Here is a 15,631-nt window from a genome sequence, read left to right on the forward strand (position 1 = left end):
GCACCTCCCGAAAGGATTTATTCTTCCAATGACCTTGAAGGGCTTAACGAAGAAATCCAGCTTGGCATAAAGACGAATTATTATTTTATTAAGAATTATTATTTTATTAAGAATTATGTATATATTATAGCACTGCATCAAATATGTACAGTGTTGTAATTTGCTACTGCTTGATTTATTATTCCAACCGGTATATCTTAAATTTTTCTTCAATACCCAATAATTTCAGAATAGGATTTAGGAAACCCAGTCAAAGAAAATCACACACGGACTTCATCCATAGTAAATCATGGCGGAAATCCGTGTGATTTCTTTTATTGTGCTTTCAATTACATTAATCTTGTTCTATATCATCCAGGGTCCACCCATTGGAATATTTTTTTCGTTAGATTCCCTGATACGTCTTTGATGGGATCAGTCTTCCGGGCATTTCTAGGTTTCGGACGGCATGGCACAAATATTGCGTTAGCATGGTAGGGAAGGTACAACTAGAAAAATAAATATAGCAGAAGGAGGAAAGAAGATGAAACAGGAAACCATGAAAGTCCTTGTGTATCATGAACCAGGAAAGATCAGCTTGGAGGATGCTCCAGTGCCCGAGATTATCAAATCATCTGATGCCATAGTAAAGGTGACCCTATCTACAATATGTGGCAGCGACATTCATATTATCGGCGGCCATGCCGGTGTTCAACCTCCGCATATTATTGGACACGAGTTCTGTGGGGAAATAGTTGAACTTGGTTCTGCCATTAATGATTTTAAGGTAGGAGACAAGGTAGCTATCTCCTGTGTTGCTTCTTGCGGTGAATGTTTTTACTGCAGGCAGGGTCTGCATTACCACTGCACTGACCCAGACTGCACCTGTTTCGGAACAAATAGAGCTAACGGACCATCGCTTAACGGATGCCAGGCTGAATACGTTCGTTTACCATATGCCTCTAATTATATGCATAAAATTCCCGAAGGTTTTACAGAAGAAGACATGCTATTTATCGGTGACATCTTATCGACAGGCTATTTTGGCTGCGAACAGGCTCATATTCAACCAGGGGACAGTGTACTCATCATCGGTGCTGGCCCAGTCGGAATGTGTGCTGCAATAACCGCTAAGTTGTGGGGGCCTGCACAGATCATAATAGTCGATCAGATTCAGTCCAGACTTGATGTATGCTTAAGGGAGGGTATCACCGATATTGCCCTGAATTCCACAGACGTCGATGTCTTGAAAAAGGTACGTGAACTAACAGACGGACGTGGGGCCGACAGAGTCATCGAGGCAATTGGATCAGAAGCCACCCTGTTGACGTCCCTTCGAGCGGTTAGGATCGGCGGTAATGTCTGCACTATTGGTAGTTATGCAAAACCCGTAACCCTCCCACTAAACACTCACTGGGTTAAAAATATCACTCTCAGTATGGGGTTTGTCCCGGTGGACCGTATGCCTGAACTGATCAAGCTTATTCAGGGAGGGAAAATTAATACCAAGTTCCTGATGACCCACCGAGCGCCTCTTAATGATATCATCAACGGATATGACGTTTTCGGCAACAAGAAGGACGGCTGCCTCAAATGGGTTATCACCCCTTATGAAAGATAAGACCTTGCATAAACAGCCTTTAGGACAGCCCAATCCACATAAACAATATCCCTTAAATAATTATTTAAGGGATATTGTGGAGACTCTTACCCAAGATGCTTCCAGTGAGTCCGGGGGGGTAACGTTTAACGTTCAATCTAGAGCATTTCCACGACAGTTGCCATAGCTGGCCCACCGCCAACACAAAGAGAGGCGACCCCATACTTACTCCCACGCCGTTTCATCTCGTTGACCATTGTCACGATAATGCGTACGCCGGTGCATCCTACAGGATGTCCCAGAGCAATACCCGAACCATTGGCATTCACCTTACCCATGTCTAATTTTAATTCACGGTTAACCGCCAGGAATTGTGCGGCAAACGCTTCATTGATTTCAAAATAATCAATATCCTTTAGCTCCAGCCCTGCATATTTTAAAGCTTTAGGGATAACATATGCTGGACCAATTCCCATAATTTCAGGTGCCACACCATAGGATGCCGTGGCAAGTATCTTGGCGATAGGCTTAAGGCCAAGTTTTTTCGCTTTGCTTGCAGTCATTAATACCAAGGCAGCGGCCCCGTCATTAAGACCGGAAGCATTACCTGCCGTCACAGTCCCACCCTGCTTAAAAGCTGTTTTTAGCTTGGCGAGACTTTCTAGCGAAATATCGGCACGGGGATGTTCATCCTGGTCAACCATGGTTGTCCCCTTACGAGTTTTGATTTCAATCGGGACTATTTCGTCTTTGAATTTTCCTTCTTTAATGGCAGCAATTGCCCGCGAGTGACTTAGGACTGCCAACTCGTCCTGCTCTTCTTTGGTTATGTTATATTTTTCCGCCAAGTTTTCAGCTGTAACACCCATGTGATAACCCATAGTCGGATCAATCAGCGCATCGTACAATAAATGATCTTGGATGGTATCCGACCCCAAACGCATCCCCTGGCGACCATTGAGCAATAGATAAGGGGCTCTAGACATACTTTCCATTCCTACGACTACGCTAACCGTCGACTTGCCCAGGATCATCTGCTGCATCGCAATTTCTAAAGCCCGCATAGCTGAAGCACATTGCTGGTCAACCGTGGTTGCTGCTGCTTCTACAGGAATACCGACCGCGAGTTGAACTTGGCGAGCGGGGTTTCCTTTGACACCAGCTTTATAGACCATGCCCCCAACCACATCCTCAACGATACCTGGTTCGACACCTGCTCTCTCTAGCGCTCCTTTCACCGCTGCAATCCCTAACTCAACAGCCGAGACATCCTTGAGCGATCCCAAGAAATCACCAATGGGCGTTCTTGCCCCACCCACAATTACAACTTCTTCCACTAATTATCTCCTCCTTCACTAGTTATCTTAATACTTTGCGATTAATCTATCAACGTACTATTGCCACGGTTCAGTTCAGACTGGAGGGCAGTAACCTTTTCTCTTATTTTTACTAATATTGCGCTGGGTAGATCCTGTAGCGGATGAACAACCCGCTCCACGAACCTACCTGCTACATTGACCACCGGTCCTTGAAAGACCGGATGCGACACACAGTCGAACGCACAGCTGCTGATGACTAGAAGAATATCCATGTCCTCCTCCCAAGTAACCGCTGTGATTTCAGGTGCCAGTGCCAGTATCTGCGCTACAAGCTCCGGCCCTTCTACTTCTGGGTTGCAGTGCCCGCAATACTTAACCCCCACCCGCAATATGGTTTTAGATCAGCCTTTGTCGGTCTTGATCCCGGCCAATTTTTGCGCCAGTACCTTTTTGCGTTGCAAGTTAGCTTGACGCAGAATCATGACCCGCTGAGCCTGGGGGGATCCAGCTCCGTGCATGCTTTCAACCAAAGCTGTGCCACCAGTCATATTTTCGATTAACCTGGCCATGCGAATTCGATCCTCAGTGGGAAATGAGTCTACACCTTTAAAATACTTTTCTACATATTTCCCAATTTCCGGATGCCTAAGATCCTTTTCTGAAGGCAAAGTAGCGATCAAACCACCCGCTATATCATGGGATAATCGGCAAATTTCGTAGATAAAGCGCGTTACATTTAGCTTAACTGCGTTGGCCAGCATCGGATCGACGAAGTATGCTCCGGACGGCGTCGGCTTACCTTCAGCTGAACAAGCGATAGAGCCGCTATATAGAGTCTCAGTCAAATGAACCATCTCACAAATTTTGTCTCGCACGTGAGAAGCCTTGCCAACGCCACTATACTCTGCCATTGCTACCGTAGCTCCAATAATGACATCGCTTACCCCACCTTTGCAGCCGCCATAGTTTTGCCGGTGGTAAGATGCAAATCTTTCCACTAACAAACCAGCAAATTGGTATTCTTCGCACATAAACACCCGTTCCCATGGGACAAATACATCATTGAGAATCGTTAAAGCCTCGCCACCAACGATGCCATAGTTAAAATTGCCTTGATCAATTTCTCCTTCTAAGCGCCGCTCGTCATTGCTTTGACGTCCGAATATATGCAAAACCCCCGGTGCGTCAGTCGGAATAGCACAGCTTACAGCGTAAGCTTTGTCATCTTCAGCCATTGCCGTTGTAGGCATAATAAGCATTTCGTGCGAATTTACAATACCGGTCATGTGTGCTTTAGCGCCTCTAATAATGATGCCTTGGTCATTTTTCTCAATAATTCGGACATACATATCCGGATCTTTTTGCTGACTCGGCCGCAAACCTCGGTCCCCCTTGGGATCCGTCATGGCTCCACAAACCATTAGGTCATTATTTTGAACTGATTCAAGGAACTGCCGTAAGCGTTGGTGATAAATAGTGCCAAGCTCTTGATCCATTTCATAAGTTACCGTGTATGTGGCATTTAGCGCATCAAAGCCGACGCAACGTTGAAAACAAGACCCTGTCCGGTTGGCAATCATACGCAGCATCTTAACTTTTTTCACCAGGTCCTCAGTACTTTGATGGATGTGTGTAAACCTACTAATTTTCTTACCTGTGAGATGGGATATGGCAGTCACCAAGTCCTCAGTCATAGGATCATTAGCTAAATCGTAAGTCAACGCCGCTGCATTGATGTGAGGTATAAACAACGGGTTGTCAACAACATTGTCGATCTTTTGTCCATAGGCATAAACATTAAGTTTTAGAATTCTTAAACTTTCTCTGTAAGCATTTCCATCTTTCAAGGACATCAATTTTGCCTCCTCGTTCTTTGTCTTTGGAGTATTCACCGACTTACTTTCTCGTTTCTTCTTCGTCTATATAGTAGTTATAGCAAAACCCATGCCAATCAGGCATGGGTTTAAAAAACCTTAAATTGGGCGCCAATTTAACATATCGAGATGTAGTGTTCATATTGCACACCCTCTATAACTGTTGTAGTGTGCTACAGTGTTGTCCTTCGCTACAGGTCTGCTTTGATGTTATGCCCCAAAGAGACAAACAGCTAATATCCACTACAAATTCGTGAATATTAGCTGTTTGTCTCTTTTAGTTTTACTGCGCGGTAACAATTAAAAAGTTGTGTGATGGGCTCGGAATCAGCATACGATGATTTCCATACTGAAAAAAGCACCTTCAATAGAAGATGCTTCATGCTCACAAATCAGAATTACATGTTTTCTACAAATTGTATACTAACACCGTTGGGATCTTTAACATGAAAAAACTTAATATGAGGATTAGGTTGGAAAGGCCCACTTTCTACTTCCAGTCCTTTTTCTTTTATTACCTCGATCATATTGTCTACAGACTCAACTTCAAAGCCTAAAGAAATGCCTTCGGCATTGCCCGTTGCTTTATGGTTTGGATTACAAACAAGTTCGACTTTTGTTTCTCCCTCTCCTAACAAAGAAATCTCTACTCCTGCCCCAACCGTAAATCTCCTATTAATCGAAAGCCCCACAACCTCTTGATAAAACTACAGAGATTCGTCCATATTATCAACCGTAATCGTACACCAGCAAAATTTCATATTCTCACTCCCCATATTCTTTAATATATTGATATCTGCATTTCTCTAACACTCTCGCTGACAAGATATTTCTCAGCTGTATTTATGTTAACGCGAACTTATTCCGAGCTACTACTTTTGCAATTCTTTGAGAAGTAATTCGAATTCTTTGATATAACAGCTAGAAATTCTTTCGGCAATTTCCACCGCTATCTCTTCCTTATACAAGTGGGAAGTCATATTTCTGTCATTCAACATAAGTAGCCACGTTTTCTCATCACTAATAAGTTTTTGAGCATATGCCTCTTTAATCACTGCTTTTGGTGAATTAATATCTATTATGCCGCTATCTTCAAGAAACACCTTAGTGGTTTTCCATGCAAGCTCATAGGTGAACTCAAATCTCTGTGTACCTCTCCACTCAAGCCCTTAAATGCTTCAACTGCTATTGCTGTTGATTCATCTAGACTTCTCACAACAATTCTAGCTATATGTGTATGGTCAAACCCTTGCTTGTATAATTCATTTATTTTCTCAAGTTTAGGACTCGCACTCCTTCATTTTCCAAACAATACTGATCTGCACTGTGTCATGGTGACTTTGAAAATCAGCCAATCCGAGACAAGTAAAAGGCGAGGTAAAAGTTCTATAAATGGAGGTACAGTAGGAAGCCAGTAATAGTCATCTGAGTCAAATCCGTATTGGTGATTCTATATGTCATTAAGTAGCTCCAATCGCTTGGTCAATCATCTTCAAAAGATAATCAGGGAAATCATCCGTATCATGTTCAACGGATATAAGTCGCTTTTTCATTCTATTTCCGACTCCGACAGCCTCTTCTTTATTACCATACTTGCAAAGTAACTCCAGTTCCTCTATCCTTTCAAACAAGGCTTCTCCACAAGCACTTTCATGTTTGTAACTTAAAAAATCGCCCCACACTTCCATAGTGTAGGGGATAGCCTTTTCTGATTCGACCTAGGGCCCCCTATAGGGAGCAGCCCTCTCCCTCGATCAGTAGTCTCAATCTTTTAGCACTTTAACTTCGTCTTCCGTCATACCTGTTGCTTTAGCTACCTTTGAAATCTCCATTCCCAAGTCCAAAAGATTCTTCACAACTTCTGTCTTTCGGCTTGTCCCAAATACGAAAACGTTGTCGTATTTGGGACAAGCTTGGGTTGTATAAAATCAAAAAACGGGTCACAAACAATAACCTCCGGCCAGGCAAAAGCATAGACATACGGCCAAGCCGAAATTCAAGTGGCCTGGCCGTCACAACAAGCAGAGTGCTAAGGTTGACTTTCACGACCGCCGGCGGCAAATGAATAATATGCTCTGCGAGAGCAACAGATACGCTCTGGTTGAGCCAGCTTCACGCTAAAACTAAACAACCTTCACGCATGGTGAACTAGTCTGCGGTTGACACAATTATCGATGTTAAAAGGGACGCCACAGGCGTCCCTTTTAACTTTATTTCTAGTGCAATCGATTTCTTCTAAAAATACATAATGGCATATGGATACGAAGCTGGTGGTGCTTCACATTATAAGAAATAATGGGAATTAGCTCCACTCACTTACTACTCATTATTAATATATTTCTTTTGCATTTTTAGGTAACAAGTAAACATCTTTTAAAAACTTTAAACTGTTATTTGCCTCAATTTCGTTATATCGTAGAACACCTCAGTAAACCCGTTTTTCTGCAAATAATATTAAGGTGCAAAATTCGCCGAGCTTCAACCTTGATAAACGCCGAAACACTCCCTATTTTTTTTTTGCTATTTTCCATATATTTTGAAGGAAACCAGATACATTTAGACGAAATCGATATATTATTCTTATAATAATTCCGTTAAATAATATTAAAAAAATTGATAATTTTAAAGTTTCAATATCCATAGTTCAAATACACCACTTTCGAAAATTTTTTAATTTTCAATTTTCTAAAAAAATTATACTAACAAAATTTGGTCTTGTCAAAAAGTACAACTTACCTCAGTAGTTTTGCATAAAGCAAGGTAAGCGTAAAAGTGTGTCCTGAAGAATGAATTGCACTGAAAGGGGTGCCGACAACATTAACGAAAATATACGCTATGACATTATTACCTGAAAATTCGTCGCAGCAATTGATCGTCTTGAGACAGTCATGCAAAATTACGTTACATTGATCATAACATGATTAATGTAACGTAATGGGTACGCTTAATCGTTGACAGCTAGGCATTAGGTCTGAAAGTAATTGAGCCTCGAAAAGAGTAAAGCTGATGCGGGCCGACGGTTTCGACTAGTTTGACAGTCAACAGTGAAAATACGTAGTTACCCATGCTCGGTCGCTCTGAAAGTTTAGTTATTGAATATAGCTAATGCCATAATAATTAGTACCTGCTACTGTATTAGTAGCAATTCTAATACCTCCCATGCCTTTAATACCTGTATAAGTTCCTATTTTATAATTATAATCAAGCACTAATTTAGAACTGCTAGTTGAGGGATTTTGTACCGTAGTAATTAATCTAGTAATTGAATCTACTGCATAATAAATAGTACCTACTTGGCCGGTAACCATTAGGATATTTGCTCCTCCAAGCGGTCCTATCCAATATTTCGTTGTACTATAATTATTATAAGCTTCTCCAGAGCAAGCGTATCTCACTACAGGTCCGCCAGACCATACTTCAGAATCGGTGGTAACAGTTTGAACAGAAGTAGCAGCCATAGGACTATTTCCATCAGGAGAAGTGATTTTAGTAGAAGATTGATTAGTAGGATTATTATTATCTGTTACAATCATTTTAGGTATTTTCTTTGCTTTATTTAGTGCATTTTCGAAATCACCCACGGTAACATCTCCAAAAGACTTATCATCCATATCTTCTCTAAGTGCACTTCTATCTAAGCCGTAGTATTCGAGAATTTCATTAACATTATCTTTTGTAATTAGAGTATTTTTTGTAAACGTTGGATTCATAATACTATTGTAGTTTTCTGCATTATTCGTTGAAGCAAAACCTGTACAAGTTATTGAGAAAACCATAACAAAAGTCAACATTAAACAACTGAAAATCTTTTTCATAATCAAAACTCCTTTTTTTTGAATTAAAATACTACCTTACCACTTCTAGATTGACAACCTATTTTTTATTAATTTTTCGCAAGACCATAATTATGGATGAAGAATTGTTTCCCTCCTATCTTTTTCTTTCATACGACTCACTATGTAAAGTTGGCCCATTTCCTCCTTCAATATATAGAGGGGTTGAGCATGTCAAAAGGTTACATAAATTTAATTGTTTTCTAAAATTATTTTGGTAAGAGTAAAAACGTTCAATTTTGAGTCCTATAACCAAGATTATGTTCAGTGGTTAAAAACCGATTTTCTCATATTGGGGTACGGTAACGATTCATGCAAAAAACAGCCACAAGACAGTATTTTCCATTTATTATGAACTACATAGAAAAATGGAACTAACTATTTTGTGGCTCTTATTATGACGTCAAATAAGCAGGGACGGATAAGGATCAGGCTATAGTAATAGCACCAGCATTCCATAATATTAAAGGACGCTGGTGCTATTGTTCATTTAACCTTATGAGTCTCTAGGAATTATCAGTCCAACTAATAACCTTGCCAATCCTATTTTGCATTAGGATTTAGATAAGTGAGTTCTGGTGTAATTCCTTGAATTGGAATCTCAAACTTGTTGCCCTTTTCATCTTGATAAATTACCTTAGCAAAAGTTCGCTCGTTTGCCTCCGCGCTTGCACCCAAAGCAATCTTGAAGATTCCCGGTTCATAAGGTTTACCCTCTCTTTTTGCCAACGCTGCCAGAGACCTTTGCATCATAATATACGTCTGATCGAGAAGCTTTGGCGAATTCATCTCATAAAGTTTTCCACTCGACCCAACTACCCCCTTGGGGGATGAAACCTTTTTCCTTTCCATTTGCGTTTTCTATGGAGAAATAAACTTCAAAGAATTTGCCAGCATTACCATTACCCTTATCATACGGAGAAGCAGCCAATGTAATTTTTGTAACGTTTAGCATCCATCCATCGTCACGAATCAACTTGTTGGGCTCGATTTTTAGTGCTTGGGGGTTATATTTAGGCACAACATAAGTCACATACCATGGAGCGATGACCTTAGTCACTACTTGCTTGGATTGAGTAACATATGACCTTGTTTTATCGGCAAACGTAAATTCCCAATATGGTTCCAAATACATCTTGGAGTTATTTATAGCCTGTGGAGAGTCAGAAGGTTCCTTATAGAGAATCAATCTTGGAGTAGGTACGTTGACAACTCCTTTTACTTGTTTCATTATTGTCACCGCCTCATTCGCATCTACTTCTAACAACTTGTCACGAGGCGTGAATACTTCTTCTTTAACTATAGCAGCTGTACCTTCGTTCAGAAAACTCATTATAGTAATTTTTACGAACTTTTGATCCTGTACGAATGGCACAATGTAATAGTCGCCTATTACCCCATCATAGGACTTAACGAGTATTGGCATAACTGGCACAGCCTCATCAAATCGTTTATCTCTAATAAGATCAGGAAATTCGTCAATAGTCCCAAGGTGTCGTCCAACAACAATACTAGCAAGATCACTTTCATTCGAGTATGCATACTGCATCAATTTTCAGTTGTTTAGAGATATAGTCCAACACAATAACTGGAATGTCGTGAATATCCGAAAGGGTCCATCCTGGAATCTCCTTATTCACAATGAAGATATAATTCACAATATTAATCATTATAGCATGAACTGTACTATTTTGTGAACTATAAAGGGTTTATTTTCTTTATAAAAGAACAAAATAACAGAGTCATTTTTAGCAAGTTGTTATGAACCTTGGAATATATGGCAAGTATCTAAGAAAGGGGGCATGCCCGTGCTTGAACTCGGAAAACGACTTAAAGAAATTCGTCTGACCAAAGGTCTCAGTGCTGTGGAGTTATCTCAACGGTCTGGGGTGGCTCGTAGCCTCATCAGCCAATTGGAGACCGGAAAGCGCCAATCGACCGGTATTGATACCATTTATCGTTTAGCACAGGCCCTTGAAGTTTCCCCCACCCTCTTTCTAAACGACGAACCGCCCTCTAACGTTCACTATAATGAGGACCTCTCTCCATTTGTGCTTAATGAAGGAAGTCAACCCTACCTCCGCCTGGCGCAAAAAGCAGAAAAGTCCGGTCTATCACCAGATCTGCTGGGAGAACTAATTGATATTATCGTTAGACTTCGTTCAACCCCCCCTGAACGAAAACAAGGTGCTCCGCGTTAAATGCGAAGCACCTTGTTTATTCATATACTGGTAGCAAGCGTGAATCAAACCTTCACCGTCTTCTTCAGCACAAACCCCGGTAAAGGCTCCTTCATCTTCCAAACAATACTGATCGGCGCTGAGCCATAGTGACTTTGAAAATCAGCCAATCCGAGACAGGTAAAAGGCGAAGCAAAAGTACCCTCCTTCTTATACTCCCTCACAAAAAACAGCACATTTCCGCCACTGACTAATTGGTTAATATACCTCTGCCCGGTTATCGATTCCTCAGTCGTTCGACTCTGGGACTGCCAATGGAATAGCTCCTCATTAATAGAATAATCCTGATACATCGTCGAGGGAGAATAATCTTTCTCGGACTTGTTCAAGGTCACAAAGAAAACATCCAGATTTTTCTCGGCCAGATAGATTACACCTTCCCGGAAAGAGCTCCTCTTTTCCTCAGTATGTTTTCCGAGAGCTACCAGGATCTGATCAAAGGTATAAGAACAATATAAGTCGAGTGGATAGTCAGCCCCAAATTTGTCCAATGGCTTATCTACAAAATCAATCTTCATATACTGATAGTCCAGCAAGTCCATTAGTTCCTGATAAAGTAGTGGATCGTCAATAGCCCAATATAGAGCCTTTTCTATAGAAGTGAACCGATTACCCCGGTCACCCAGTCCCTTACCCCATACCGTATAGTACACCATCGTGAGCATCGTTTTCTCCACCGAGGTCAATGGATTCAACAAAACGCCTTTCCCTAACTGGATCTGGGGTAAGATTGACTGCATGAAACGAATCCATCGCCTGGAATTCGCCAAAGACAATCTTCCTAGCGCCGAGGCAATCAGGCTTTCACGTTCTTGCTGCACCTTATATCCCTTGATTAAGCCGGCCTGAGCCGCTAGTCCCACTACAGTGACCTTTTTGCTATAGACATCTTGTGGGGTTACATGGTAACCCTCAAAAAACTCCCTAACCTTCAGTTCTCGATTGGTTTCCATGAAATCATGGAGCTTACTGATCAGGTTTCGTTTTGTATTTACCGCATTGCGGATGTTCTCTAAAATATAGTCCTGGGCCTGCTTTTCTAATTGGATCGAGCATCCCCTCGGAACATTGGCAAAGCCATGCTTAATTTCATGCTCAACCGTTTTTCGAGTCCTCGATAACAACGCTTTGAACCGATCTTCAAACGAATACTTCTTGTGAGCTTGCCCCACAAAATCCAAGACCGTCAGGGCTTCTTTCCCATCGCTGAGCCTTAAACCCCGACCCAACTGCTGTAAAAAGACCGTTAAGCTTTCAGTCGGTCGTAGGAAAAGAACCGTATTCACCTCGGGAATATCAATTCCTTCATTATATATATCCACCACGAAAACAAACTTGATTTGCTTCGTTACCAGGCGTCGCTTCACACTATCCCGAACACCATCCTCGGATTCTGCAATGAGGAATTCCGAGGGGATCCCGGCTTTGTTAAAGATCTCGGACATGAATTCAGCATGCTTTTTGGTTAGGCAAAATCCGATTCCGATAATGTCTGAACGTTCTAAGCAATACCTTTCAATGGCCTCAATGACATTCCCGACGCGTTTAACCGCGACCGCTCGCTCAAAAACAAAGAGGTTTTCTATTTCCCGCTCATCATATTTTCCAGCAACCCAACGCACGTGACTGAGGTCAACATTATCCGTCACGCCGAAATAATGAAAAGGGCTAAGCAGTTTTCGTTCAATCGCTTCCCATAACCTGATTTCGGCAGCAATCCTGCCTTCGAAATATGAATAGATACTTCGCCCATCCGCTCTCTCCGGGGTTGCCGTTAGCCCCAACAAAATCTTCGGTCTGTAGTAATCTAAAAGTTCTTGATAGGATGGGGCCGCTGCATGATGGAATTCGTCTATCACGATATAATCATAGAAATCAGGCGGGGTGATCTCGGTCAGTTCTTTAGAGTTAAAAGACTGGATCGAGACAAACAAATGGTCAAAACTATCGGGCTTTAGTCCTCCGACCATCATCGAGCCGAAGTTTAGATCTTTGAGGATCCCTCGAAAGCAAGCCATACTCTGGCTTAAGATTTCCTTCCGATGGGCGACAAAGAGTAGTTTGTTTGGTTTACCAGGGTTTGCCCTGCAAAAGTCGCGGTAATCAAAGGCGGCAATAACCGTCTTCCCAGTACCCGTGGCAGCAACGACCAGATTTTTGAACGAGTGATGGACTTCCCGCTCCGCTTTCAATTTGTCCAGAATTTCCTGCTGATAATAATAGGGTTTAATGTCAAAGTTAAAAGCAACGCTACCCACTTCATCCTGACTGGTTCTTCTCTCGGACTTTAAGGCTTGTCTCAAACGCTCGGAATCGATCGCCGCGATAAAGGGGGTGAACTCGGGATTATTCCAATACCCTTCAAACGTGGCTCGGATTTTCTCTAGAATGTCCCCAGAGTCATATTGCGATAGCTTAATATTCCATTCCAATCCACTGGTCATCGCTGACTCAGAGATATTAGATGATCCGATATAAACGGTACTAAATCCGGTATCTCTCCAAAAGACATAGGTCTTAGCATGAAGACGAGTCCGTTCCGTGTCATAGGAAATATGTATTTCCGTATTGGTCAGTTTACTGAGCTGCTCGACTGCTTTAAAATCAGTGGCCCCCAGATAGGAGGTCGTGATAACCCGTAATTTGCCGCCATTGGCTGTAAACTGCGTCAGTTCATTGATGATCAACCTTAAACCGCTCCACTTGATAAACGACACGAGAAAATCAATCCTGTGACTGCTTAGGATTTCTTTTTTAAGTTCTGATACCATGCTTGGCTCATGAACTGCCCCGGTAAAGAGGGAGTTCTCTGAAATAGAAGTGTCTGGTCTGACGATCTTTTCAGGTCCCGACAAAGCGGTTTGTCTGCTTGCTTTTTTGTCCACTAGGGATAATAACATCTGTGCATCTTGCTGGATGAGGAAACTCTTGATTCGTTTCAAGGTCGCTTCATCCTTTTTGAAACTAAAGCTCCCTTTTTGAATACACTCTGTAATGTACAGCAAAATGCCATTGCAGAGATTTACTCGGTCTCTGACGATGGTATCCCCATCATCGATGTAATCAAAAATCTCGCGCAGAATTCTAGTCAGATAATCCGCCAGCATTTTAGATGACTCAGCCGAATCCAGCGGTTGAATATCTTTTGTTAAAAGATATTGGTCAGCTTTATTTAGGTTTTCAGTAATGATACCATTAATGATTTGCTCATATAGGCCATAGATAATTCCTGACATGTTTCACCTCTAACTCAGAACTGAACTCAAAGTGGAATATCCGCAGGGAAATTGTCATATAAGTCTAATTCATGTTGATTAACCCAAGCCAACTTTGCTGGTGCATTTTTAAAGTGAATTCACCAGCAATCTACTTGCACCAGCTAGGCATCAGTTTAATGGTTCTGCTATGATATACATAGATGCTTTCGCCGAAGAAATCCAGAACGTCTATATTTACATCCAGTTCCTCTCGAATTTCACATTCCAAGCATTCTTGAGGAGTATCTCGATGTACATTTTACCACCTGTTAATTCCTATTTACTACCAGATCGTCACCAGGTGCCCGTTGGGCAATTAGTGCTTTACTATCCTTTAAGAGAATTGCGACTGTTACTTCCTTCACATCGTCAATCCTTTATTTTATTTTTTCAGCATCCTGATCGATCCGGGCGATGTCCAAGGTAGTGTTATGATGTTTTAAATATTTTTAATCAACTAAAACCTTCAGATTGTCGAGTTTCAAGATAATTGAGTGGTACCTGGAACTTTCCCAGAACAACTCAGCGGAAGACGTTCCGGTAATCTGACATCATTATAATCCGACAAGTTTCAATATCCAATTCCCTCGCAAATTGTAAAAACCAGGTTTATGTGTTCCTAGGAACTGCCCCCATTTTTCCACTCAAGCACAAGCAAATATTAGAGGAACCCGCTCAACTAGCGGGTTCCTCTGTGGTTTTTATTTAAACGGATTACGGTCTTCACGTACAAAGGAATACAAGTTATTCAGAAAAGGAACCCTATACACTAATCTCTCTAGAGTGTAGGAACTCTGCACAAACTCTCTAACTTGTAAAACAACTTCAAAAAACAGAGAGCTCTTTCTCTATTTCAGATTGAGTTATATACTCTTTACCGTAATGTTTACTTTGAGCATTTAAAAGTAATTCAACTTCATGTCCATTATTTTTCCTACACCAATCCGATATATAGGAAATCAAGCAATCCGAATAACTCATTTGATCTCGTTTGTTAAAAACAAAAGAGCGCAAGATATTTAATTCAGGAAACGGATTCTCTTCTAGAACAATATCCAAAATCTTATCTTTTTTCGCATTAATATAACCTTCGTCATACAGATCTCCGGTACGTAAATTATAGACTACCGAATCATAATTAAGGAAAACTGTCTTGGGTAAATTCTCCTTTCTTACGTCAGATACCTTTTTCTCCTTAAACGCCCAAGTTGATGACAAGCCCCAAATATCAAAAATTAGACCATCAACATTTAGTTTATAACCATCGAACCGATTCTTTTTATAAGGAATGCCTCTGAAAAAACGTTCAAAGTCCTTATTTGTACTATTTACAACTATATCGAAATCCCGTGGAATTACTTCAAAATCACTATTGAAGAATTCCCTTACCGCCCCACCGAATAGAAGGAGGTCTCCTTCTTCTCTCAGTCTAAAAATTGCTTTCTGAGCTAATGGTCTTGATTTTAAAATACTATAAAACTTATCCCTAAGAGCATATCTATTTCCAGATGTGTTTTTCATAAGTCATT

The 15,631-nt window shown here is 41.2% G+C and carries 11 protein-coding genes and 2 pseudogenes; 2 read left to right on the top strand and 11 right to left on the bottom strand.

The features are described from left to right. The first annotated feature begins 523 nt into the window (after positions 1 to 523). Positions 524 to 1,600: an alcohol dehydrogenase gene (locus tag E4K67_RS15005; RefSeq protein WP_135548112.1), complete on the top strand. Its 1,077-nt coding sequence runs from the start codon at positions 524 to 526 to the stop codon at positions 1,598 to 1,600. Positions 1,601 to 1,737: 137 nt separating this feature from the next. Here E4K67_RS15005 and E4K67_RS15010 read toward each other — a convergent pair whose 3' ends face one another. The 9 genes and pseudogenes from E4K67_RS15010 to E4K67_RS15060 form a co-directional block, all read right to left on the bottom strand. Then, positions 1,738 to 2,916 (bottom strand): thiolase family protein, encoded by a 1,179-nt coding sequence (locus tag E4K67_RS15010; protein WP_135548114.1) that lies wholly within the window; start codon positions 2,914 to 2,916, stop codon positions 1,738 to 1,740. A gap of 41 nt (positions 2,917 to 2,957) precedes the next feature. Further along, the gene (locus E4K67_RS30390) at positions 2,958 to 3,170 is read right to left on the bottom strand and encodes a hypothetical protein (protein WP_206752202.1); all 213 of its coding nucleotides are present in this window, start codon (positions 3,168 to 3,170) and stop codon (positions 2,958 to 2,960) included. Between the two features lie 129 nt (positions 3,171 to 3,299). Further along, positions 3,300 to 4,751 (bottom strand): 4-hydroxyphenylacetate 3-hydroxylase family protein, encoded by a 1,452-nt coding sequence (locus tag E4K67_RS15020; protein ID WP_135548118.1) that lies wholly within the window; start codon positions 4,749 to 4,751, stop codon positions 3,300 to 3,302. A gap of 419 nt (positions 4,752 to 5,170) precedes the next feature. Continuing rightward, positions 5,171 to 5,467, bottom strand: a pseudogene (locus E4K67_RS15025) (VOC family protein); the annotation flags it as partial. Positions 5,468 to 5,644: 177 nt separating this feature from the next. Then, a pseudogene (locus E4K67_RS15030) lies at positions 5,645 to 5,908 on the bottom strand (HI0074 family nucleotidyltransferase substrate-binding subunit); the annotation flags it as partial. A gap of 324 nt (positions 5,909 to 6,232) precedes the next feature. Then, complete coding sequence (locus E4K67_RS15035) at positions 6,233 to 6,403, bottom strand: hypothetical protein (protein WP_206752203.1); 171 nt, start codon at positions 6,401 to 6,403, stop codon at positions 6,233 to 6,235. A gap of 1,458 nt (positions 6,404 to 7,861) precedes the next feature. Then, the gene (locus E4K67_RS15050) at positions 7,862 to 8,587 is read right to left on the bottom strand and encodes a hypothetical protein (RefSeq protein WP_135548124.1); all 726 of its coding nucleotides are present in this window, start codon (positions 8,585 to 8,587) and stop codon (positions 7,862 to 7,864) included. 561 nt (positions 8,588 to 9,148) lie between these two features. Beyond that, positions 9,149 to 9,394, bottom strand: a complete 246-nt coding sequence (locus tag E4K67_RS15055; RefSeq protein WP_135548126.1) for a hypothetical protein — start codon at positions 9,392 to 9,394, stop codon at positions 9,149 to 9,151. Between the two features lies 1 nt (position 9,395). Continuing rightward, positions 9,396 to 10,154, bottom strand: a complete 759-nt coding sequence (locus tag E4K67_RS15060; protein WP_206752204.1) for a hypothetical protein — start codon at positions 10,152 to 10,154, stop codon at positions 9,396 to 9,398. A 259-nt stretch (positions 10,155 to 10,413) separates the two neighbouring features. Here E4K67_RS15060 and E4K67_RS15065 point away from each other — a divergent pair, with 259 nt between their 5' ends. Continuing rightward, positions 10,414 to 10,806, top strand: coding sequence for a helix-turn-helix domain-containing protein (locus E4K67_RS15065; RefSeq protein ID WP_135548130.1), 393 nt, complete (start codon positions 10,414 to 10,416; stop codon positions 10,804 to 10,806). Positions 10,807 to 10,850: 44 nt separating this feature from the next. On the opposite strand, the gene E4K67_RS15070 is transcribed toward E4K67_RS15065, so the two are convergent. Both E4K67_RS15070 and E4K67_RS15080 read right to left on the bottom strand, forming a co-directional pair. Further along, the gene (locus E4K67_RS15070) at positions 10,851 to 14,081 is read right to left on the bottom strand and encodes a DEAD/DEAH box helicase (RefSeq protein ID WP_135548132.1); all 3,231 of its coding nucleotides are present in this window, start codon (positions 14,079 to 14,081) and stop codon (positions 10,851 to 10,853) included. An 846-nt stretch (positions 14,082 to 14,927) separates the two neighbouring features. Next, the gene (locus tag E4K67_RS15080) at positions 14,928 to 15,623 is read right to left on the bottom strand and encodes a hypothetical protein (protein ID WP_135548134.1); all 696 of its coding nucleotides are present in this window, start codon (positions 15,621 to 15,623) and stop codon (positions 14,928 to 14,930) included. Between the last annotated feature and the right edge of the window lie 8 nt (positions 15,624 to 15,631).

This window comes from Desulfosporosinus fructosivorans, assembly GCF_004766045.1.
Lineage (GTDB): Bacteria > Bacillota > Desulfitobacteriia > Desulfitobacteriales > Desulfitobacteriaceae > Desulfosporosinus > Desulfosporosinus fructosivorans.